The sequence below is a fragment of the Novosphingobium sp. YAF33 genome (genome assembly GCF_052113265.1).
GTDB lineage: Bacteria > Pseudomonadota > Alphaproteobacteria > Sphingomonadales > Sphingomonadaceae > Novosphingobium.
The window spans coordinates 23,182-45,443 of sequence record NZ_JBFRCW010000013.1 but is presented as its reverse complement, the minus strand read 5'-3'; the positions used below and the strand labels follow the sequence as shown (position 1 = coordinate 45,443).

The window sequence follows — 22,262 nt, the reverse complement described above, 5'->3', positions numbered from 1 at the left end:
TTTTGAAGGCGCCGACATGGCCATGGCATGTCGCAAGCCCAGGGAACCGCGCTGGTGATGGCAGACGACACCATTCCTGACAAGATCGCCGACGAGGCGGCGCGCTGGTTCGCAGAGCGCGACAGTGGGTTGCTGAACGACGAGGCGGAACTGGATGCCTGGCTCGCGGCCGACCCGCGCCATGCGCAGGCTTTCGCGGAAATGGAAGTCGTGTGGTCCGATCTTGGCGGCGTGACGGTCGCGCCGGACCTTCGTGAATCGCTGGCTCCCCACCGCGTCTTGCCGATGCCGTCTTCGCGCACGCGCGCTCCCGTTCGCCGATGGGTACCGACCGCACTGGCCGCCAGTCTCTGCTTGTTGATCGTCGGCAAAGTCTATGACGTGCCCACCCGCCTGCAGGCCGATGCCATGACCGCGACGGGCGAGCAGCGCACGATCGACCTGCCGGACGGTTCGCGCATCCTTCTCAATACCCAAAGCGCCGTGGCGTTCGACTATACGCCCGGCCAACGGATGATCCGATTACTGAAGGGAGAGGCCGCCTTCGCCGTGGCCCCCGATCGCGCCCGCCCGTTCACGGTCGAGGCGAACGGTGGCAGCACGACGGCACTGGGAACGCGCTTCCTGGTGCGCGCGGTCGATGACGTTACGCGGGTGAGCGTCACCGAGCACCGTGTGCGCGTGGCCTATCCGGCACCGGGCGACACGTCCGTCGATATCGGCGAGGGCGACAGCGTCACGTATGACGGCAAGCGCGGTATCGGTCCGCTGGAAGCCGGCAAGGTCGCCGATGCGGATGCCTGGACGCAAGGGTTCCTGACGTTCGAGAACCGACCGCTGTCCGAAGTCGTTGCCGAACTGGGCCGCTATCATCCGGGCTTCATCCAGGTCGTCGGCGAAGAGGTACGCGCGCGGCGCGTCAGCGGTGTGTTCAACGTTCACGATCCGGTCGGCGCAGTCGCCAAACTGCTGGGATCACTGAGCCTGAAGTCGGTTCGCCTGACCGACCGCATGATCTTCATTTACGGCTGAATCCGCGCTCCGACGCGGCCCGCGCGAAAAAAAACAAAAAATCCAGCCTCTGCAGTCCCGTTCTTCCTCCGTCACACGTCAAAGTTTTGAGAGCGCGTCGCAATAGCGTCATCCGCGCTCCCAGTTCCAGAAGAGACCATAGCCGCGCGTCGATACCAGCACGGGAACGCCGACATCGGTATTGGCCTGCTGGAGCCGCGTGGTCGTGCCGATAAGGTCCAGAACCCCGGTCTGATGCTGGCCGAGACCGTAAATGCCTTGCGAGCCTTCCAGCCGGAAGCGCTGTTGCACGGCACCGTCGAGATCTGGCGTAGAGCCCATTTTCTGGGTCAGTGGATCGCTCTCGGCGATGATCGGCGCACCATCTTCGCCTAGCATCGCGACTGCGCCTGACTTCTTGTCGACCGTTATTTGCATCGCCGATGTCGTCAGCAGAAACCGGGAATCATTTTCCGACATGGACCAGCGGATCAACTTCGGAACACCTACGATCGCAAGGTCGCGCCCTGCTGACTTTGAAGCAGACGTACCGCTCGTGATGTGCACGGTTCGGTCGTTCCAGAAGGTAATGGTGAAAGAGGTTCCGCTACGCCGAAACGTAGCACCCGTCGCGGTTTTGCTCTCCACGGCAACTGATGAAGACAAGCTGGTAGAGGGTGGCTGCCAAGGCGCCTGAGCCTGAGCCTGAGCCGCGGCCGTCATAAAAATGGCGCATGTCGCTATACAACGCCCTAACGTCTTCATTCCTGCCCCTCTCCTAAGCTATACTGCAAGGAGTATAATAATGACATCGATGGTCAAGGCAATTTTGAATAAATGTAATTGCGGAGTCCGCACGGATACTGGAACGAATATGGTTCATGCGCACTGGTCCATCGTCAGGTCCCCCTGCCGAGTGATTGCCGGAAGCTCCGGGAGCGCTTGAACGGTCCGATTTACTTCAGGGATCAGGCTGTAGCGGCGGCTTGGCCTGTCAACTCCCTCCCATCCCRCACTCCCGAGCATAGTGCGACCGAATCCACAACGAGACGTGAGACTATCTCAACGTTGCATGGCGGCGATCTCATGACACGCAACGGGTCCGATCGTGTTTTTATTACCGACAAGGAGGCACCGCTCCGCCCGGCGCCTGACCTGTAAGCAGAGGAATTCAACATGCAACAGCGTGAACTGGGCGCAAACGGCCCAAACGTGTCCGCCATCGGTCTGGGCTGCATGGGCATGAGCTGGTCCTACGGCCCGCCCAAGGATCGACAGGAGATGATCGCCCTCATTCGCGAGGCCGTGGAACGGGGCGTGACCTTCTTCGACACTGCCGAAGTCTACGGACCGCGCCTCAACGAGGAATTGGTCGGTGAGGCCCTCGCACCCTTCAAGGGGCAGGTCTTCATCGCCACCAAGTTCGGCTTCGAAGCAGCCCCCGGCGACACGGATCGCTGGAGCAAGCTCAACAGTCGGCCTGAGCACATCCGCAAAGTGGTGGAGGAATCGCTTGCCCGCCTGCGGGTCGAGGCGATCGACCTCTATTACCAGCACCGCGTCGATCCCGATGTGCCGATCGAGGATGTCGCGGGTGCGGTCAGGACGCTGATCGAGGAGGTAAAGCATTTCGGTCTGTCCGAAGCTGGCGTCGGCACGATACGCCGCGCGCATGCCGTGCAGCCGGTGGCCGCATTGCAAAGCGAATATTCGCTGTGGTGGCGCGGACCGGAGGGTGATGTCATTCCGGCGCTTCTGGAACTGGGCATCTCGCTTGTCCCGTTCAGCCCGTTGGGCAAGGGCTTCCTGACCGGCGCTCTGGGTGCCGATGCGGCCTTCGGCGGCGATGATTTCCGCAGCACGGTCCCGCGCTTCCAGGCGGAGAACATCAAGGCCAACCAGGCGCTGGTGGACATCATCCGCCGCTTCGCTGCCGATCGGGGCGTAACCCCCGCACAAGTGGCGCTGGCCTGGCTGCTGGCCAAGCATCCTTCGATCGTCCTCATTCCTGGCACCACGAAAGTGGACAGGCTCATCGAGAACCTGGGCGCGGACACGCTCGCCCTCTCTACGGAAGACGTCGAGACATTGGAGGCTGCATCCAGTCAGGTCCGCATCGCCGGGGACCGTTACTCGGCCGCACAGGCTGCGATGGTGGGGCGCTGACATGGCCGTACATTATGACTTCTCCGGCCAGGTCGCCTTCGTCACCGGCGCGTGCAAGGGCATGGGCCTCGCCGCCGCGCAGGCCTTCGCCCGTGCGGGCGCTGCTGTCCTGCTGGTGGATATCGACGGCGATCTTGCCGAAACCGAGGCCGCCAAGCTCCGCGACGCGGGACATCGTGCCGTCGGCATCGCCTGCGACGTGGCCGACGAGGCGCAAGTATCCGCCGCTGTCGACCGCGCGGTGGCGGAGTACGGCCGTCTCGACATGGCGTTCAACAACGCGGGCATCCAGGTGCCGCCCAGCGATGCTGCCGACGAGCCTGCGGAAAGCTTCGATCGGGTCAATGCCGTCAACTTGCGCCGCGTATGGGCCTCCATGAAACATGAGCTGCGCCCCATGAGCGCGCAGGGCTGCGGCGCGATCGTCAATTGCTCCTCGCTCGGCGGACTTGTCGGCCTGCCCGGTCGGGCGGCCTATCACGCGTCGAAGCACGGCGTGATCGGTCTTACCAAGAGTGCTGCGGTCGAATATGCGCCGCGCGGTATCCGGATCAACGCCGTGTGCCCCGGCACCATCGACACGCCGATGGTCGCCGAGATGCTCGACGGTCAATCGGACGCCATGACCGAAATCCTGAAGATGCAACCGATCGGCCGCCTTGGGCACGCCGATGAGGTCGCGCAGGCCGTGCTCTGGCTGTGCAGCCCCGGTTCCAGCTTCGTCCTCGGCGTCGCGCTGCCGGTCGACGGCGGCTTCGTCGCCCATTGATCGGCGCCGTTCCCATGCGCCTTCTCCTTACAGCCATGACAGGACTGATCCTCATGACCAGCACAGCACAGGCCCAGCAGCCCCATGTCGAAGGCCGCCGCCTTTCGCCCGAGCAAGTGCGCAAGGTGGCCCCGGCCCTCGAAAAATACACGCAGGACCGTCTCTACGGCGACGTCTGGAAACGCCCCGGCCTTGACCGGCGCGATCGCAGCCTCATCACCGCGGCCGCCTTGATTGCACGCGGGCAGGCGCCGGCGCTCACCTACTACGCCGATCAGGCGATCGAGAACGGCGTGAAGCCGCGCGAGATTTCCGAGACGATCACGCACCTCGCCTACTATTCGGGCTGGGGCAACGCGATGGCGGCAGTAGGCCCCGTTGGCGAAGTCTTTGCCCGGCGCGGCATCGGCAGYGATCAGCTTCCCGCCGAGACGCCGCCGCCGCTTCCTCTCGATGAGGCAGCGGAGGCCGTGCGCAAGCAGCGAGTTGGCGAACTCTATGACAGCGTTGCCCCCGGTCTGGTGGGCTACACCACCGACTATCTGTTCCGCGACCTCTGGCTCCGCCCGGACCTCGCCCCGCGCGACCGCAGCCTGGTGACGGTAGCCGCGCTGATCGCCGCGGGACAGACGGAGCAGGTCAGCTACCATCTCGGCCGCGCGATGGATGCGGGCCTCACCCAGGAACAGGCAGCCGAGGTGATCACCCACCTCGCCTTCTACACCGGCTGGCCCAATGCCATGTCCGCGCTGGCCGTCGCCAAAGACGTGTTCGCCCAGCGCGCCGCGAAATGAGCGGCGCCACGATCCGGCGTTCGGCGAATTTATTGGCGGTGGTCGCCGTTTGCCTGGCGTCTCCGGTTGCGGCGCAGACGGCGGAGGCCGGGGTCAGCCGCGCAGAAGAACGCACTGCCACATCCGGACCGACCTCGAACTTCACCGGCTCCGTCACGGTGCGTCCGGTTTTTCCCGCGTCGCCGCCCAGCGCGGTATCCGCCGGCGAAGTTACCTTTCAGCCGGGCGCCCGATCGAACTGGCATCGCCACCCGATGGGCCAGCACCTCATCGTCACCGCCGGCCTGGGCTGGACCCAGATCGAAGGCGGGCCAGTTGTGGAGATGCGGCCCGGCGATGCCGTCTGGTGTCCGCCCGGTGTGAAGCATTGGCATGGCGCATCTCCCCAAGAGGGCGTCACGCATATCGCGATCCAGGAAACGGTGGGCGGCGCGAACGTCGAACGGCTCGAACCGGTGACGGCCGCCCAGTACCGGCGCTAGGTTCCCGATAGAACAAACCCGCTTGGGATCGCGCGAAAGCACTCCTATGAGCAGAACAGCCACAGGAGTATCTTATCCCGCGATGAGCTTCAGCCGATCAGACATAGCCAATCTCAGCTACTTCCTGGCCATCGCAAGGCACAGAAACTTCCGGCGCGCCGGTGTCGAACTCGGCGTAAGTGCCTCGGCGCTCAGCCACTCACTGCGCGGACTTGAGGAACGTCTGGACGTGCGGTTGCTCAACCGGACAAATCGCAGCGTCACACTGACAGCTGCGGGCGAAGCACTGCTGGCCGAGATCGCCGATCCCTTCGAGCGTATCGATGCGGCCGTCGACACACTGAACCGGTTTCGCGGATCCCCGGCGGGCCGTATCCGGCTGAACGTGCCAGACCAGGCTGCGATCCACCTGCTCGCGCCAGTTATGCCGGCGTTCCTCGATCGCTATCCTGACGTCGAGATCGATCTCTGCGTCAACAACAGCATCGTCGACATCGTCAACCAGGGTTTCGATGCCGGCATCCGTTTCGGCGGAACCGTGCCTGCGGACATGATCGCCCAGCGACTGACGCGCGACTTGCGATGGGTAGTGGCCGGGTCCCCTGCCTATCTGGAGCGCTTCGGCATTCCGCAGCACCCCGAGGACCTGCAGGACCACCGCTGCGTGCAGATCAAGCTAGGCGACGACCGAACTTACAGCTGGGAATTCGACCGGGGTGAGGAAACGCTCTCGATCTCAGTTCCCGGCCGCATATCGATGAATGACAGCGAGACGGCCGTGGCTCTCGCCCGCCATGGTGCAGCCCTGATTTACGCCACGGAAGAAAGCGTGGCGGAAGAGGTGGCGCGCGGGGAACTGCAGCTGGTCCTTACCGAATGGGCTTCGCTCGATGATGGGCTGCACATCTACTATCCCGGCCGCAGGCAGCTGCCCGTCCCGCTGCGGCTGCTGATCGACCTGATCCGCGAATTGAATCCGATCGGCGATTGAAACCGACGACTGCATGCTGGAAGGCAACCATGAAGCTCATTCTGACAACGCTCTGTGCCCTGTCCCTCGCTACCGGCATTGCCCCCGCGTCTGCCCGGGACCAAGGGAAGCCGGATCTTGGCACGGCCATGGTTCGCATGGCCGAACTCGAAATAGATCCCGCACAGCTCGATGCCTATAAGGCGATCCTGGCGGAGGAACAGGAAGCCTCGGTCCGCCTGGAGCCGGGCGTCCTGATGCTCCATTCCTTCGCCATCGCCGAGGCGCCGGCCAAGATCAGACTGCTTGAAGTCTACGCCAGCAAAGCTGCCTATGAGAGCCACATTCGCTCACCGCAGTTCCTGAAGTACAAGATTTCGACGGAAAAGATGGTGAGGTCACTGCGACTGGTCGACATCGACCCGATCCTTCTTTGCGCCAAATCCGGCGAACAGGGCGTTTGCACCGGCCCGGTCAAGTAGCGCGCGCCGCTTACTCGCAGCCAGTGCTCCCTCGATGACGGGCGAAGGCCTTTGCCTTCAGGTTTTCGTCCTGATCTTTGAAAGAAGGAAGCAAGACTTCGATTGCAAGCCCCTCGTTTCCGCAGGAATCGGGGGCAAGCGCGGAGGCCGTGCCGCCATGAGCGGCGGCAATGGCCTGGACCATGCTGAGACCCAGCCCGTACCCCGGTCCGGACCTGCCGGGTTCCAACCGAACCAACCGCTCGAAGATGCGTTGACGATCCTCCACGGCAACGCCCGGCCCATCGTCGCGCACGCTCAACGCGATCTCCTCCGCCAGGTTGCGGACAAGGAGAGTCACGGTGGTACCGCGCGGCGTATGGACCAGCGCATTGTCGAGCAGATTTGCGGCTATTCGCTGAAGCAGCGCCTGATCCCCCAGCACGAAGGCTTGTTCGGTTTCGATCAGGAGGCGATGCCCGCTATCCTCGAAAGCCGGCCGGTGGGCCTCGGCGATCTGTTCAGCTGCCGCGCCAAGGTCAACGCGAACGAAGCGTCGCTGAGCCCGTCTACCATCTATTTCCGCGATGGAGAGCAAGCCGGCGAAGAGGTCGGCCAGTCGGTTGCCGTCGTCTATCGCCGCCTCCAGCAGTTCCTGCTGCTCCACGTCCCTGGCCATGCCGGCCGACCGCTCCAGCTTGGCCTGCATGCGGCTGAGCGGTGTGCGCAAGTCGTGGGCCAGGCCGCTCGACAATTCGCGTAACCGCGTCACCAGCGCAACGATCCGGTCGAGCATGCCGTTGAGAACTGTCGCAAGCTCGTCGAACTCGTCCGAAGTTCCTTCCACCGGCATTCGGCGAGACATGTCACCGGCCATGATCGCCTCTGCCCCGCGTGCCATGGCGTCCAGGCGTCGGCGCACCGCGCGGCCGAACCCGAGAATGAGGGCAAGATTGACGAGCAACAGGATTCCGAAGGCGGCAAGGAACAGCCGCAGGAGGACCGCATCGATCTGGTCGACCGCCGTTCTATCCGCTGCAACGAGCAGATATCCGCCACCGCCGAGCCGGGAATTCAGGCCCTGGGCAATCGCATCTCGCCCGTCCGGATGTCTGAAATGGATGAATTCGCTCCAGCCAGACGGCGGCATGTCCGCGTCTAGCCCTCCCGCCCGGCGCACCCCTTGGCCATCTGCGACGATATAGCCCATCGTCCGATCCAGAGCGATGTCGACCACCGCCAGGTGCCCGGTCGGCGCGGGCGGCGTATAGGCATCCTTGGCACGCACCAGTTGCACCAACGCCTCGAACCCGTGCGTACGCTCGAATTGAAGGAGTGTTCGAGCATCGACGGCAATCCGTTCATCGATCTGACGCTCGACCTCCTCGTGAACGTACCAATAGGTCAGTCCCCCCAAGGCTGCGGTGATCAGGCACGATACCAGCGCCACGACCAGCGCGAGCGTCCGGACGGTTCGAGGATGCGGCAGGCGTCGCGGCAACCGTCGGCCGGGCGGGTCAGTCGGCATCGCAGTTCAGAATATATCCCGATCCCCGGATGGTTCTTATCGCGTTGACGGAAAAGCCTTCGTTCAGCTTGGATCGGAGGCGGCTCATATGGGTTTCCACGATATTCGTCTGCGGGTCGAAGCCGAAGTCCCAGACCTTCTCCAACAGCAGCGTGCGGGTCACGATCCTGTCCGCGTTGCGCATGAGATGTTCGAGAATGCTGAATTCGCGGGGCTGAAGTTCCACGGCCCTGCCCCCGCGCTTTACCGTTCGGCGCAGCAGACTCATCTCGATATCGCCGGCCGTCAGCACTTGCTGGCTTGCGACCGGCGCAGCGCGCCGCGCCAACGCATTAAGCCGCGCGGCCAGTTCGGAAAAGGCAAAGGGCTTGACGAGATAATCGTCGGCGCCTGCTTCCAGTGCTTCCACCCGGTCCTCGATACCCGCAAGCGCGGTGAGCATCAGTGCCGGAGTCTGGCAGCCATCCCGGCGCGCGCGCCGTAGCACGGAAAGGCCGTCCAGTCCTGAAACCATCCGGTCGAGGATGGCGACGTCGAAGGTCTCGTCAAGAATACGGTACAGGGCATCAAAGCCATCGCCGGTTACCGCCACATTGTGGCCCAGCTCGCGCAAACCGTGCTCAAGATAGGACGATAGCTCGGCGTCGTCCTCCAGAACGAGTAATTTCATGCCCCTTCCGTATCCTTGATTACAAAATGTGGCTCGAACATTGGGATGACCTTGGGGTCAGTACAATTATTGTCCATGTTCGCCGCCTCCTCTTGGGCTGGACCATGCCTGCCTGTATCGGCGCCGACAAGTGCGAATGGTTCTCATTATCTTTCGTGCTTTCAATCGCAGGTTCAGGGGAACATTCAAGATGTCAAAACCGCTTTCGATGCGGCACGCCAAAGCGCACGCTCTTACCGCCGGCGCTATCATGGCCGTAGTCAGCGCACAGGGTCATGCTCAGGATGCAGGCAATCTCGGCCGCATCACCGTGATCGGCACGGCCATCCATGACGATGAATCGCAGTCGTCCTATCGCACCGAGCGCAGCACCACGGCGACCAAAACCGATACGCCGCTGCTCGACGTACCGCAGTCGATCAACGTCGTCACGCTGAAGCAGATCCAGGACCAGGCCGCGAACAGCATCGGCGATGCCGTCCGCTACATCCCGGGCGTCTTCTCCGCCCAGGGCGAGGGCAACCGCGAGACGCTGGTCCTGCGCGGCAATGCCACCACGGGCGACTTCTTCGTCGACGGCATGCGCGACGATATCCAGACCTATCGCGACTTCTACAACATCGAACGCCTGGAGGTCTTCAAGGGCCCCAACGCCATGATCTTCGGCCGCGGCGGCGTGGGCGGGGCCGTGAACCGCGTGACCAAGGCAGCAAACGGACAACTGATCCGCGCCTTCCGACTTGAAGGCGGCAGCTTCGATCACGTCCGCGGTCAGTTCGACCTCGGCGCGCCGCTGGGCAGCCTGCTCTCCGCTCGGGTGACCGGCGTCTACCAGAACAGCGACAGCTACCGCGACGGCGTGACCAACCGGCGCTGGGGCTTCAACCCGACCGTGACCTTCACCCCGGGCCCGGAAACCACGGTCACCATGGGCTACGAACACTTCGAGGACGATCGCGTCGCCGATCGCGGGGTATCCAGCTATCAGGGCAAGCCGCTAAGCACGCCGCGCTCGCAATTCTTCGGCGATCCCGACCAGAGCCCCACCTGGACGAACACCGACGCCGCCTCACTCTATATCGAGCATAGCTTCAGCGACCGCATCTCGCTGCGCAACCTCACGCGCTATGCCGATTACGACAAATTCTACCAGAACGTGTTCCCCGGCGCTGTCAACACGGCGGCCATGACCAACCCGGCCGGCCTTCCTGCCGGAATCTATGCACCCGGCACGGTCGTCGCGATCCAGGGCTACAACAACCTGACCCACCGCGAAAACTTCATCAACCAGACCGACCTCAACCTCCAGTTCAACACCGGATCGATCGAGCATACCTTGCTGCTGGGCGGCGAATACGGTCACCAGAAGACCGACAACCTGCGCCAGGAAGGCTTCTTCCCCACCCCGACCAACGCGCTGGGCGTGCAGACGATCTACGCGACGGTGGCCAATCCCACGATTTTCCGGCCGGACATGCTGTGGCGTGCGGCCGCCAGCAGCGGTGCGAACAAGGGAACCACGGATCTCGTCGCCGGCTATGTCCAGGACCAGATCTCTCTTTCCAGCATGTTCGACGTGATCCTGGGCATTCGCTATGAACACTTCAAGACCGACGTCACCGACACGCGCACGGTTGGCTTTCCAGCCACCCAGCAACGGAATTTCTCCACCACGGACGACCTGTGGTCGCCCCGCGCAGGCCTGATCTTCAAGCCGGTCGAGAACGCGTCGATCTATGCCAGCTATTCGCGCACCTACCTGCCGCGCGGCGGCGATCAGCTGACCGGGCTGACCCTCAGTAACGAGAGCCTGGCCCCGGAAAAGTTCCAGAACTACGAACTGGGCGTGAAATGGGACGTGGTCCCCGCATTCAACGTCACTGCTGCGGTGTTCCAGCTCGATCGCGACAATGTGCTGGCGCTCAGCGATCCCAACAACCCGTCATCCGCGACCGTACCCATCGGCCGCCAGCGGACCAAGGGCGTTGAATTGAGCGCAACGGGCAACATCACCGACCAGCTCAGCATAGTGGGTGCCTATACCTATTCCGACGGCACTTTCCTCGACAACGTCTCGGGCACCGTCAAGGCGGGCAACATCCTGCCGAACATGCCCAAGCATGCCGCCTCGCTGTGGACGCGCTTCGATCCCATCGAACAGATCGGCGCCGCCGTCGGCATTCTCTATCAGGGCAAGCGCTATGCCTCGACCGACAATGCAGTGTCGATGCCAGGCTACACGCGGGTCGACGCCGCGCTGTACTATAATCTGAGCGAAAACGTCAGCGCTCAGCTCAATGTCGAGAATGTCTTCAACAAACGCTACTTCGTCTTCGCGCATAGCAACACGAACATTACGCCCGGATCGCCCACAGCATTCAAGATAGGACTGAACGCTCGATATTAACGGCACTCGCCGGTTCCCTGGAATACATCCGGGGGACCGGCTCTGCTCAACCGCACCCTCTCAATGCCGGCTCAACCCAAGAAAAGTAACGGGCAATCCGGCGGCGGTGCATCACTGGCAACGCGCGAACGAAGCGGAAACCAACTCGCGGCAGGCCAAACAGCATAGCATTGTGGCGTTCGGCAGTTCGCCCCGGAATTCGACCTGCACTCCTGTAGTTGGAGTCGCCCAGCCAGGATGCATAATTGTACCTACCGACTGCTCAGCGCGGTCAATTCTAGGTCGGTCGTCGGCAGGTGCGAGCAACCAGTTCGTCGCCTTTTGCCAGTCGGGCAGCCCTACAAGAAAAGGCCATTGCCAGATGCTGCCGACCTTCTGACCATCAAGCTCTTTCGCAGCCGATCTCAGCGTCCAACCATTTTTACAAAAGCACCGTCACGGTTTTCGTTTCAGTGTAATTGATCACGCCCTCCTCGCCGACTTCACGGCCCCATCCCGACTCCTTGACGCCGCCGAACGGTGCAGAAGGATCGTTCATGCCATGCGTGTTCACCCAGACCACGCCGGCCTGAAGACGCCGCGCCGTCAGATGCGCGCGCGAGATATCCCGCGTCCAGATATTGGCGGCAAGGCCGTAGCGCGTGTCATTCGCTGCGCGCACCACCTCGTCGGCATCGTCGAACGGCGTCGCCACCAACACTGGCCCGAAGATTTCCTCGCGCACGATGGCGGCATCGGGATCGGGGTTGGCGAAGATGGTCGGCTCGACAAAGTAGCCCTCGCGATCGCCCGTACCGCCGCCGCAGACCAGTTCCGCACCGGCCTCCTTGCCCTGCGCGATGTAGTCCAGCACCCGGCTCTGCTGGGCACGGGACACGAGCGGACCCAGCATGACCTCGGGATCTCGCCCGTTTCCCAACTTGAAGCCCGCCGCCGCCTCGGCCACCCCTTCGACCACCCGGTCGAACACCGAACGCTCCACATAAAGGCGCGACGCCGCCAGGCAGACCTGCCCGGAATTGAAGAACACCGCCAGCGCCGCCCCCATGGCCGCCGCGTCCAGGTCGGCATCGGCAAAGACCAGCGAGGGCGACTTGCCGCCGAGTTCCAGAGTGACCCGCTTCAGGTCCCGCGCAGCGGTCTGGACGATCTGCTTGCCCACGCGGGTCGATCCCGTGAAAGCGATCTTGTCGATCCCGGGATGCTCGACCAGCGCCTGTCCCGCTTCATGGCCGTAGCCGGTGACGACGTTGAGCACGCCTTCAGGCAGACCCGCCTCCAGCGCCAGTTCGGCCAGGCGCAGGGCAGTGAGCGGGGTCACTTCGGACGGCTTCAGCACGATCGTGCAACCGGCAGCGAGGGCGGGCGCAATCTTCCAGGCGGCCATCGCCAGGGGATAATTCCAGGGCACGATCTGCCCCACGACCCCGATCGGCTCTCGAACGGTATAGGAATGATACTGGCGGCCGTCACCCGAGAACGGGTTGACCTGCCCGCTGATCTTGGATGCCCAGCCCGCCATGTAGCGGAACACGTCGACTGCCGAGGGCACGTCCACCGCAAGCGCGTGATGGTAGGTCTTGCCATTGTCGTAGCTTTCCAGCAGCGCCAGTTCGTGGGCGTTCTCCTCGATCTTGCGCGCGATCGCCTCGATGATGCGGCCCCGATCGAGCGGGCGCATGCGCGACCATTCCGCGCTCTCGAACGCCTTGCGCGCACGCATGACGGCACGGTCGACATCTGCCGCGCTGCCCGCCGGCACACTGGCGAAGACCGTGCCGGTGGCGGGGTCCTCTACCTCGATACGCGCGCCGCTTTCCGCCTCGCAGCGCACGCCGCCGATCAGCATCTGCGTGACCGGCAGGTCCACTTCGTGCCCGGGCTCGCCATGGCGGGTCGCTGCAAAAGTCGAGGGTGCATTCATCTTGTGTCTCCAGTGAAAGCGCAAAAAGGAGCCGCATCGGGATCGGTCCCGGCGCGGCTCATGGGGAGGAGCTTCAGAAACTGGCCGACACGGTGAGGCCATACGTGCGCGGCCGACCGGCGAAGCGCACGGTCGTGTCAGTGATGCGGGTGGCGTTGGACCAGTAATACTTGTCGGTCAGGTTGCGCACGAAAGCGGTTACCTTGTAGCGCTTGTCGTCGAAACTGAGGCCGGCGCGCAGGTCGATCAGGGTATAGTCGGCGATGGTCAGCCCGCCCCTGCTGGTCAGTTCTGCCGAAGGCGTGTCACGCGCATCGCCGAGAACCGCCTTGGTATCGCTCTGGAAGCTGAGGTTGCTGCCGACKAACGCACCGGTGGTTTCGCCCAGTGCCCAATCGTACTGCCCGTCGATCACGATCTGATACTTCGGTGTATAGGGGAACGACGATCCGCCGAAGTCGACCTGATTGCCATAGGAATCGTAGTTGACGAAGCTGCCCTTGATCTTCGTATCGAGGTAGGTCGCCCCGATCGAGACGCGCAGTCCGTCCGTGGGGGCAAGGTCGAGCTGGATTTCGGCGCCCTGCACGCGGGACTTGGGCACGTTCACCAGCGCTTCCAGCGGACCGAAGATGTTGGGATCGGCGACGACCCGGCCCTTGAACTGCTTGTTGCTGTAATCGTAGTAGAACACCGCGCCGTTGACTTGCGCGGTCCTGTTCAGCAGCGTCAGCTTGGCGCCGATTTCATAGGCGGTGACGGACTCCTGCTTGACCGGCGCGAACTGGTTGGCGTCGCTGGCCGAGAGCAGCGGGAAGCTGCCCGACTTGTAGCCCTTGCTGACCGAGGCGTAGAGCAACGCGTCCTTCGAAGGCTTGAAATCCACGCCCGCGCGCCAGGACACGTTGTCTTCGTCCAGGCTATCCTGCACTTCGACTGCCGTCAGTGTGGAAGCGTCGATGGTGACGCAGGCACCGGGCGCGATCGAAATCGGGTCCAGTCCAGCCCCGCCGCGTATCGCGTTGAGCAGGTTCTGGATGCCCTGGCCCAGCGCGAAGCCACGGTCGGCGGTGCATCCGGCAAAGTCTATCTTGGTATCGGTGTAGCGAATGCCGCCGTGTAGCGTGACCATGTCCCCGATGTCGTAGTCGAGATTGGCGAAGACGGCCTTGTTGACGAACTTCTGCCGCGCATACTGGCTGTAGACGAAGAATGGCACGCCCAGTCCGGCATCCACGAAGTTATAGGCCGATGTGGACTGATCGTAAGGTCCGGCGTCATCTTGCTGATAGGTCTTTTCGCGCGCGTAATTGGCACCGATGATCCAGGTGAGGCCGCCCGTCTTGCCCTGAAGGCGAAGTTCCTCAGACAGCGCGGTGATCTTGCCGGTGGTGTTGTAGAAGTAGTCCCGCAGCGCCACGCCGTCAGGGTCGATATCGGCGTCGTTGTGATACTTCGAAAAACTGGTGATCGAGGTCAGCGTGATATCGTCGCTGAGGTCCACGTCGCCGCGCAGCGAGGCCTGATAGAACCAGTCGTCGCGCCTGGGCGCCTGTTCCGGTGTCCAGTCGGCATCGCGGTTGTTGGCAGGCGCGATCGGATAAGTCGCAAGATCACCGAGCCGCGCCGGATTGCCGAGCGGCACCACGCCGATAAGCTGCGCGGCCTGTCCATCGCTCTTGTCGATGAAGCCGTTGAGGTTGAGTTCGAAACGCACGCTGTCGGCGGGCTGGAAATCGAGCAACAGGCGCCCGGTGGTGAAGTTGCGGTCCCCCAGCTTGTCGTCGCGCGTATAGCTGCGCTGCCACGCCCCGCCCTGCTCGGTGCGCACGGCGGCGCGGGCGCTCAACGTGTCGGAGATCGGGCCGCTGACATAACCGCCTGCGGTGATTTCCCCGAAGTTCTGGATGCCGGCATCGACACCGGCCTTGAATGTGGAGGTCGGCTTGGCGGCGATGTAGTTGATCGCGCCGCCCGTCGCGTTCGATCCGAACAGCGTGCCCTGCGGGCCTTTCAGCACCTCCACGCGTTCGAGGTCCAGCGTCGCGCCGCGCGTCATGATCGAGAACGGCAGCGGCACCTGATCCTGATATATGCTGACGGTGGGCTTCGCGGCCAGGCTGGTATCGTAGAAGCCCACGCCGCGCAGCGTGTAGACCGGCGTGGCGTAGGCGCTCTCGGTATAGTTGAAGCCCGGCACGATCTTCACCAGATCGCCGACACTGGTGATGCCCTGATCGCGCAGCTTTTCGCCGGAAGCCGCGGTGATGGAAAGCGGCACGTCGTTGATCGCCTCGGAGCGCTTCTGCGCCGTGACGACGATCTCCTGGATGCCCCCGGTGGGGGCCGATTCCTGAGCATGAGCTTGTGCCGAGATTGCCAGCGACGACGCGCCTGCCATCAACAAGACGTTGCGATTCATGGTTCTTACCTCTCCCGTATGTCCGCGCTTTTGCGCCGGACTGTTCTTGTCTCGGCCCGGTCCCATGCCGGGCCGGTACTCCTCAATTTTTGACGAAGCGGATCGGCAGAGACTTGTAGCCCCCGACGAAATTGGTCTCGACCAGGCGCGGATCGCCCGCGAGTTCCACGGATTTCAGGTGCGGCAGCAGTTCCTGGAACAGCACCCGCATCTCCAGCTTGGCGAGGTGCTGGCCGAGGCACATATGCGGCCCGAACCCGAAGGCGACGTGCTGATTGGGTGAGCGGGTGATGTCGAAACGGTCGGGATCGACGAACACGTCGGTGTCACGGTTGCCGGAGGGGTAGCACATCATCAGGCGGTCCATCGCCTTGATCGACTGCCCGCGCAGGACGGTATCCTCCGCCGCATTGCGCATGAAGTGCTTGACCGGGCTGGTCCAGCGGATCGCCTCGTCCACCAGGCCGGGGATCAGGCCGGGGTCCTCCTTCACCTTGGCGAAATTCTCCGGGTTCACGATCATGCCGTGCAGGCCGCCGGCTGTGGAGGACGAGGTCGTATCGTGTCCGGCCGTCGCGATGGCGACGTAGTATCCGTTGGCCTCAGCGCGCGGGATCGGCTCGCCGTTGATGCGGGAATTGGCGATCAGCGAAAGCAGGTCGTCGGTCGGTTCCGCACGGCGTTTGGCGCTGAGATCGTCGAAATAGGCGTAGAAGTCTTCCAGCGCAGCAGCCCACATTTTTGCCCCGGCCACCGGGTCGGCGATCATCTCGGGCCGTTGCTCCTCGGGGTCGTGGACGCCGAAGAATTCCTGCGTCAGCTTGAGCATGCGCGGCTCGTCCTCGGGCGGAACACCGAACAGCGTCATGATCACCCGGAGCGGATAGTGCAGCGCGAAGTCACGCACGAAATCGCACTCGCCATCGAAGCTCAGCAGGTTCTCGACCGACTGGCGCGCAAGACGGCGCACCTGTTCCTCAAGCTGGCTGACCCGGCCGGGCAGGAACCAGTTCGACGTGAGGTTGCGATAGGAAGCGTGTTCCTTGCCGTCCATGTAGGTCAGCGAGGAAATGATTTTCGTCGATCCGCCGTTGATCGAGCGGGTGAACTCATCGGAGGCCCGGTCGTTCAGCACCGGGTTGAAATCGGCGTTGCGGAACAGCTTCGAATTGCGCTCTGCCTCGCGAATGTCCGCGTGCTTGGTGACGATCCAGATCGGATCGAAACCCGGAACGTGCGCCTTGGCCAGCGGCATGTTCTCGCGCAGCCAGCGGAAGGTGCCGTAGATCAGCGCGTCGTCGGTGTAGGATCTGGGCGAGATCACGATGCGTGCGATCTCCTCCGGTATGACGGGGCAGCTCTCGGTATCGAGCGAAACGGTCATGGGCTCTCCCTCGGGCGGTTGGTTCCGCCCCAAATTGCGTGTTACATACACGTAACTGTGGACAGGGCCCGAGGTCAATCGTAGATCTAGGTCTGACCATTCGAGGGATGAAATGCCAAGAATGGCTGTTTCCCGGTGCCCAAAGCACCGATCAGCCATAGGACCATCCCGCTAATCGAATGGCGAGGCGAAGATCGAATAGGAGAGAGATGCGCCATGGAAATTCGTGCAGCAGTGGTTCACCGCCCGGGCGAGGACTTCGCCGTCGAGACGCTCACGCTTTCAGGGCTGCGACCCGACGAAGTGCTCGTGAAAGTCGTCGCAACGGGCCTGTGCCATACCGACCTCGTCGTGCGCGACCAGATCCTGCCGGTGCCGCTACCCGCCGTTCTGGGTCATGAGGGTGCGGGAATCGTTGAGGAAGTGGGAGCAGAAGTGACGACGCTGAAAGTGGGTGACAGCGTCATCCTGGGCTTCGCCGCATGCCGGGCATGTCCGCAGTGCGACGCCGGGGATCCCGCCTATTGCCGGGACTTCGCAGCGCTGAATTTCGGTGGGCGCCGGATGGACGGCAGCACCTGCATCCACGACGGCGACCACGACGTCAGCAGCCATTTCTTCGGGCAATCGTCTTTCGCCACTCACGCCATCGCCGCCGCGCGCAACCTGGTGAAAGTGCCCAGGGAAGCGCCGCTGGCGCTGCTCGGCCCGCTCGGCTGCGGGATAATGACCGGGGCGGGAGCCGTGCTCAACGCCCTTGATGTCAAGCCGGGTGAGAGCCTGCTGGTGACAGGCGCCGGGCCGGTGGGCCTGAGCGGGGTGATGGCCGCTGCCTGTGCCGGAGCGCGCGCGATCATCGTCTCCGACCCGCTTGCATCGCGGCGTGAGATGGCGCTCGATCTTGGCGCAACCCATGCCCTCGATCCCGCTGAGGGACCGCTGGCCGAGCAGGTCCGTGCCATCCTGCCGCTCGGGACCGAAGCCATGCTCGACACCTCGGGCGTGCCGGGGGTGATCGAGGACGGAATGGGCGCTATGGCCGTGCTGGGGCGCCTCGCCATGGTCGGCGTACCGCGCAGCGCGGACGCCGCAATCTCGCTCAATCTCCTGCACATGCTCTCGCTCGGCCTGAAGGTCTGCGGGGTGACCGAAGGGAACGCCGACCCGCAGGAATTCTTGCCCAGACTGATCGAACTCCATGCCGCCGGGCACTTCCCGTTCGACCGGATGATCCGCACGTATCCGCTCGACCGGATCAACGAGGCCGTTGCAGACCAGCACGCGGGCCGCTGCGTCAAGGCCGTGCTGACGATGTGAACCGATGGACCGGGCGGCCTCGAAGGCTGTCCGGTCTCAGGCTTCCGTCTGCCCCCTGATCGCGTCGAAATGGCGGAAGAACGCGCGCTGGCGCAGGACCCCGAAGAAATCCAGCATCAGCGGCAGCGCCTGTTCTACCAGATCGGCCGCCTCGCCCACTTCCACCCGCCCGGTCACGCGTTCGAGGAAGGTCGTGGCTTCCCACTTGCCGACGAAGTCCGCCGCTTCAACATAGAATCCCAGCACTTCGGGGGTGTAGTCCAGATGCGCGTCGAAGCCGGCCTTGCGCATGTCCCCCCAGATGCGGACCATCTGCGCATCGGAAATGGATAGCGCATCGCCGTCGGGCGTCTCGATCACCGCAAGGACGCCGATGGCCGCGAGGATGCGGGTATCCTCGGCGGCGGAAGGATAGGTTTCCAGCAGCGAGGCGACCGTGACCGGCCCCTGGTCTTCGCCCGCGCGGTGCGCCACGAGTTGTTCCAACTGGTCCAGCGCCGTCGTATCGACGCGGGGCTGCTGGCCCCCGCCCTCCATCAGCGCCTTGATCTGCGACAGGCTGAGGCGACTTTCATGCTGGAGCTTGCGGACCGTGGCGATCGCCTGAACATGGTCCTCGCGGTAGATCGCGACCGTGCGCTTGGGCCGGTCCGGCTCCGGGATGACACCGCTGCGCAAATAGAGGCGGATCACCTCCCGATGCACGCCAGTGCGTTGTTCAAGCTCACGCATCTTCATGGGCACGTTTAGAGCATGGCACGGGGGCCTTCGCAATGCGGCGCGCCCGGCCTGCGAAAAGGCACAGCGCAGCGATCTCGCAGCCGATCAGGATCGCGATGGCCGTCATCGCGCCGTCTCGCCCGAAGCTTGCCCCTGCCGCCGCCAGCGCGCCAACGGCCATCTGGATCGCTCCATAAAGCCCCGAAGCCGATCCGAAGGCGGCGGGATCGACGGACGTGGCCAGCGCCAGTGCCGCCGGTCCGGCAAGACCGACGCCGCAGGTGAAGAGGAACATCAGTCCCGTCACGAGGACCGGACTGGCAAGGCCCGAAAGGAATGCCGCCAGCAGTCCGAAGGCCGCGCCCAGCGACAGCCGGCATCCCAGCGCCAGCATCCGGGGCGCCGACCAGCGGTGGCTCTGCCGCGAGGCGGTAAAGCTACCGATCCACGCCCCGGCCACCACCACGCCAAGGTGCATGCCGCTCGCATCGGGCGTCAGTCCGAAGCGCTGCTGGTAGATGAGCGGCGCAGCGCTGAGGAAGGCATACCAGCCCGTGGTGACGCAGCCGCCACCAATCGCGTAGGCCGCGAAATGACCCGAGGTGACCAGCCGCACATAGTTTCCCAGCACGCTCCGTGTCGTTGCCGAACGCTGCGTACCGGTCTCCGGCAGGAGCGAGACGATCGCAGCAGTGTTGAGCGCGCCCGACAGTCCCAGCAGGATCATGATGGATTGCCAGCCCGCGTGAGTGACCAGGAACCCACCGATCACCGGGCCCAGCCCCGGCCCGACCAGAATCATCAGGTTGAGCTTGGCGAGGCTGCCGGTCGAGCCTTCCTGCGTGCTTACGTCGCGCACGATGGTCCGGGCGATCACCATTCCCGCGCTGCCGCCCAGCGCCTGCGCGAACCGGCACACGTTGAAGAAGCTCGCCGAAAACGCCGTTGCCGCGATGAAGCTTGCCAATGTGAAGACAGCGCTGCCGGCAATCAGGACAGGCCGCCGGCCGAAGCGGTCGGACAGCGGGCCATGCACGAGCTGCCCGAAGGCGAGACCCCAGATGTAGAGACTGATGCCGAGTTGCAGTTCGGCATTGCGAGCACCGAAGGCCTGCGCGGCGACTACCAGCGCGGGGGCGAAGATATGGATGCCCAGCGTTCCGCTCAGTGTCATCGATCCGAGCAACCAAACCGGCACCCTAGCGCGGGTGCCGGTCTCTGCTTCGCTCACATTGGCCTCACCCGAACCGGCAGGCATTACTCGGCGGCGACGAGTTCGCCCTGCTCCGCCTCGAACAGATTGCTCAGGACGCGGCGGGCCTGGTTGACCGCACCATCGCTGGCGATACCCACGAAGCCGCGATGCGGTGCATCGTCGATGCGCAGCTGCTGGGCCTGGAGCGTTTCCTCGTCCTCGGTAATGGTGTCGAAGAACTGGTCGAACAGCACCTCGGGCACGCCGCTTTCCTTCGAGGCGGTGGTGCAGATGGTCCAGAGGTAGTGGCTGGTCCTGTCGGTCTCAGGCGTGATGAAATGATTGTTGGCGAGCATGAAGCCGTTATCGCGCTTGCCTTCGTAGGCTCCGGTCCCGACATCGCAGCCGCCCGCATTGACGCGGCAGGTCATGCCCACGCGCGGTTCGAAGCGCACTTCCTGCCAACGATCGACCCGGCCCTTGAAGCCGCCGGCGTCGATGTAGGAACGCGGCGGAACCGAGTTGGGCATCTTGCGCAGCAGCGTGACCTTGTTGCCGTCGAACTCCACCTTGGTGTCGGCGCCGTAATGCTGTTCCGGATTGCCGCCGATGGTACGCGCGTGGATGTAGGGGACGTGCGTCAGGTCCATGATGTTGTCGATGATGAGCTGCCAGTCGGCCTTCACATGGAAGTTGTAGGGGCGCCAGGTCCAGGCCGGATCGTTGTGCTCGGGACTGTCGATCACGGTGGAGGGATCGGCCAGCGCCTCGTCGCCCATCCAGATCCAGATCAGGTGATCCTTTTCCAGCACCGGATAGTGGCGGACATTGGCCGAGGGCGGGATGCGGGTCTGGTTGGGGATGCGCGTGCAGGCACCCAGGCGGTTGAATTCGACGCCGTGGTAGCAGCAGCGGATGACATCGCCTTCGACATGGCCCGCGCTCAGCGGCATGGCGCGGTGACTGCACCGGTCCTCCAGCGCGGCGATCTGGCCGTCCGAGGTGCGGAAGAGCACGACCGGTTCATTCAGAAACCGCCGCGCCAGGGTCTTGCCGGGCTCGATCTCGGCAGCAAAGGCGGCGACGTACCAGGTGTTGCGAATGAACATGAGACTCTCCTTGTCCGGATCGGTCTTGCCGCCGTCCGGATTGCTTTACGGATAGAAGCTATCCCGGCGGAAATCCCGCCTCCAATCGCAATTGAATAAAGCCATTGGAAAAGCGGGACGAGCGCCGGTTTGCCATGCGCTTACCGGAGGTAGAGGCCGCCGTTCATGTCGAGCGTGGCCCCCACGAAGAACCCGCCGCGATCCGAGGCGACCAGTGCGACGGCAGCGGCGATCTCGCCCACTTCCATGAAGCGGCCGACCGGCACTTCCGCCTCCACGCGGGCGATCTGTTCTTCCGAAAGCCGGCCCTTGGCGGTGTCGATCGGGCCGGGCGCGATGGCGTTCACGGTCACGCCGGTTCCCGCAAGGTAGCGCGCGAAGTACTTCGAGAGCATGATCGCGCCTGCCTTCGAGGCCGCATAATGCGGCGAGGCGACGGTGCCGCCGTTCTGGCCCGCCAGCGAAGTGACGTTGACGATGCGGCCATAACCGTTCGCCTTCATGTGCTCGGAAAAGATCTGGCAGCTGAGGAATACGCTGCGCATGTTGATGGCGACGATCTCGTCGAATTCCTCCGGGCTGATATCCTGCGTCGGCGTGCGGCGCGCGAGACCGGCGTTGTTGACGACGATATCGACCCGTGCCCACGCGTCCGCGATCCGGTCGCGCGCGGCGAGGAAATGGTCCTTGCTGCGAACGTCGAGGGCGATAGCCATGGACGTCTCGCCCGAAGGATCGAGCGAGCGCGCCACCGCTTCGGCAGCGTCCAGATCGAGATCGCTTACGGCTACCCTGCCTCCGCCCGCATGGATCTCGCGCGCAACGGCCTCGCCCACCCCGCGCCCCCCGCCCGTGACGAGCGCGGTGCGCCCCGAAAAGGAGAAGCTGCCGTTGGAAGGAAGCTGGGTCGGCACGGTCATCACGATTTCCTTG

The 22,262-nt window shown here is 63.8% G+C and carries 19 protein-coding genes; 9 read left to right on the top strand and 10 right to left on the bottom strand.

All coding sequences use genetic code 11. From position 1 onward, the window contains the following. Positions 1-27: 27 nt before the first annotated feature. A complete protein-coding gene (locus AB4Z00_RS21770) occupies positions 28-1,032 on the top strand; it encodes a FecR family protein (RefSeq protein ID WP_442047216.1) in 1,005 nt (334 codons plus the stop codon). A 108-nt stretch (positions 1,033-1,140) separates the two neighbouring features. On the opposite strand, the gene AB4Z00_RS21765 is transcribed toward AB4Z00_RS21770, so the two are convergent. Next, positions 1,141-1,734, bottom strand: a complete 594-nt coding sequence (locus AB4Z00_RS21765) for a hypothetical protein (RefSeq protein WP_442047263.1) — start codon at positions 1,732-1,734, stop codon at positions 1,141-1,143. A 453-nt stretch (positions 1,735-2,187) separates the two neighbouring features. Here AB4Z00_RS21765 and AB4Z00_RS21760 point away from each other — a divergent pair, with 453 nt between their 5' ends. From AB4Z00_RS21760 to AB4Z00_RS21735, 6 genes are read left to right on the top strand one after another with little or no spacing between them, the layout of a single operon-like run. Continuing rightward, complete coding sequence (locus AB4Z00_RS21760) at positions 2,188-3,177, top strand: aldo/keto reductase (RefSeq protein WP_442047215.1); 990 nt, start codon at positions 2,188-2,190, stop codon at positions 3,175-3,177. A gap of 1 nt (position 3,178) precedes the next feature. Further along, the gene (locus AB4Z00_RS21755; protein WP_442047214.1) at positions 3,179-3,946 is read left to right on the top strand and encodes a glucose 1-dehydrogenase; all 768 of its coding nucleotides are present in this window, start codon (positions 3,179-3,181) and stop codon (positions 3,944-3,946) included. 53 nt (positions 3,947-3,999) lie between these two features. Next, positions 4,000-4,740, top strand: a complete 741-nt coding sequence (locus AB4Z00_RS21750; protein ID WP_442047213.1) for a carboxymuconolactone decarboxylase family protein — start codon at positions 4,000-4,002, stop codon at positions 4,738-4,740. Further along, complete coding sequence (locus AB4Z00_RS21745) at positions 4,737-5,222, top strand: (R)-mandelonitrile lyase (RefSeq protein WP_442047212.1); 486 nt, start codon at positions 4,737-4,739, stop codon at positions 5,220-5,222. Before AB4Z00_RS21750 ends, AB4Z00_RS21745 begins: the two co-directional genes overlap by 4 nt. Before the next feature lie 22 nt (positions 5,223-5,244). Further along, positions 5,245-6,213, top strand: coding sequence for a LysR family transcriptional regulator (locus tag AB4Z00_RS21740; RefSeq protein ID WP_442047211.1), 969 nt, complete (start codon positions 5,245-5,247; stop codon positions 6,211-6,213). 29 nt (positions 6,214-6,242) lie between these two features. Next, the gene (locus AB4Z00_RS21735; RefSeq protein WP_442047210.1) at positions 6,243-6,674 is read left to right on the top strand and encodes a putative quinol monooxygenase; all 432 of its coding nucleotides are present in this window, start codon (positions 6,243-6,245) and stop codon (positions 6,672-6,674) included. Between the two features lie 10 nt (positions 6,675-6,684). Here AB4Z00_RS21735 and AB4Z00_RS21730 read toward each other — a convergent pair whose 3' ends face one another. After that, complete coding sequence (locus AB4Z00_RS21730; protein WP_442047209.1) at positions 6,685-8,181, bottom strand: ATP-binding protein; 1,497 nt, start codon at positions 8,179-8,181, stop codon at positions 6,685-6,687. Continuing rightward, positions 8,171-8,851 carry a response regulator transcription factor gene (locus tag AB4Z00_RS21725; protein ID WP_442047208.1) on the bottom strand — a complete coding sequence of 227 codons (681 nt, stop codon included), beginning with the start codon at positions 8,849-8,851 and terminating at the stop codon, positions 8,171-8,173. The genes AB4Z00_RS21730 and AB4Z00_RS21725 overlap by 11 nt, the downstream gene beginning before the upstream one ends. Positions 8,852-9,101: 250 nt before the next feature. On the opposite strand from AB4Z00_RS21725, the gene AB4Z00_RS21720 reads away from it, so the two are divergent. Continuing rightward, a complete protein-coding gene (locus AB4Z00_RS21720) occupies positions 9,102-11,258 on the top strand; it encodes a TonB-dependent receptor (protein WP_442047207.1) in 2,157 nt (718 codons plus the stop codon). Positions 11,259-11,679: 421 nt separating this feature from the next. On the opposite strand, the gene AB4Z00_RS21715 is transcribed toward AB4Z00_RS21720, so the two are convergent. The 3 genes from AB4Z00_RS21715 to AB4Z00_RS21705 form a co-directional block, all read right to left on the bottom strand. Beyond that, positions 11,680-13,182: an aldehyde dehydrogenase family protein gene (locus AB4Z00_RS21715; RefSeq protein ID WP_442047206.1), complete on the bottom strand. Its 1,503-nt coding sequence runs from the start codon at positions 13,180-13,182 to the stop codon at positions 11,680-11,682. A gap of 73 nt (positions 13,183-13,255) precedes the next feature. Continuing rightward, complete coding sequence (locus AB4Z00_RS21710) at positions 13,256-15,604, bottom strand: TonB-dependent receptor (RefSeq protein WP_442047205.1); 2,349 nt, start codon at positions 15,602-15,604, stop codon at positions 13,256-13,258. Positions 15,605-15,686: 82 nt separating this feature from the next. Next, positions 15,687-16,988 (bottom strand): cytochrome P450, encoded by a 1,302-nt coding sequence (locus AB4Z00_RS21705; protein ID WP_431569096.1) that lies wholly within the window; start codon positions 16,986-16,988, stop codon positions 15,687-15,689. Positions 16,989-17,204: 216 nt separating this feature from the next. Here AB4Z00_RS21705 and AB4Z00_RS21700 point away from each other — a divergent pair, with 216 nt between their 5' ends. Then, positions 17,205-18,305 (top strand): NAD(P)-dependent alcohol dehydrogenase, encoded by a 1,101-nt coding sequence (locus AB4Z00_RS21700; RefSeq protein ID WP_442047204.1) that lies wholly within the window; start codon positions 17,205-17,207, stop codon positions 18,303-18,305. 36 nt (positions 18,306-18,341) lie between these two features. Here AB4Z00_RS21700 and AB4Z00_RS21695 read toward each other — a convergent pair whose 3' ends face one another. From AB4Z00_RS21695 to AB4Z00_RS21680, 4 genes are all read right to left on the bottom strand, one after another. Continuing rightward, on the bottom strand, positions 18,342-18,998 hold the full coding sequence (locus AB4Z00_RS21695) for a MerR family transcriptional regulator (protein ID WP_442047203.1): 657 nt from the start codon (positions 18,996-18,998) through the stop codon (positions 18,342-18,344). A 31-nt stretch (positions 18,999-19,029) separates the two neighbouring features. After that, positions 19,030-20,283, bottom strand: coding sequence for a Bcr/CflA family efflux MFS transporter (locus AB4Z00_RS21690; RefSeq protein WP_442047202.1), 1,254 nt, complete (start codon positions 20,281-20,283; stop codon positions 19,030-19,032). Further along, a complete protein-coding gene (locus AB4Z00_RS21685; protein WP_132265454.1) occupies positions 20,283-21,329 on the bottom strand; it encodes an aromatic ring-hydroxylating dioxygenase subunit alpha in 1,047 nt (348 codons plus the stop codon). The genes AB4Z00_RS21690 and AB4Z00_RS21685 overlap by 1 nt, the downstream gene beginning before the upstream one ends. Before the next feature lie 140 nt (positions 21,330-21,469). Continuing rightward, positions 21,470-22,249 carry an SDR family NAD(P)-dependent oxidoreductase gene (locus tag AB4Z00_RS21680; RefSeq protein ID WP_442047201.1) on the bottom strand — a complete coding sequence of 260 codons (780 nt, stop codon included), beginning with the start codon at positions 22,247-22,249 and terminating at the stop codon, positions 21,470-21,472. Positions 22,250-22,262 lie beyond the last annotated feature (13 nt).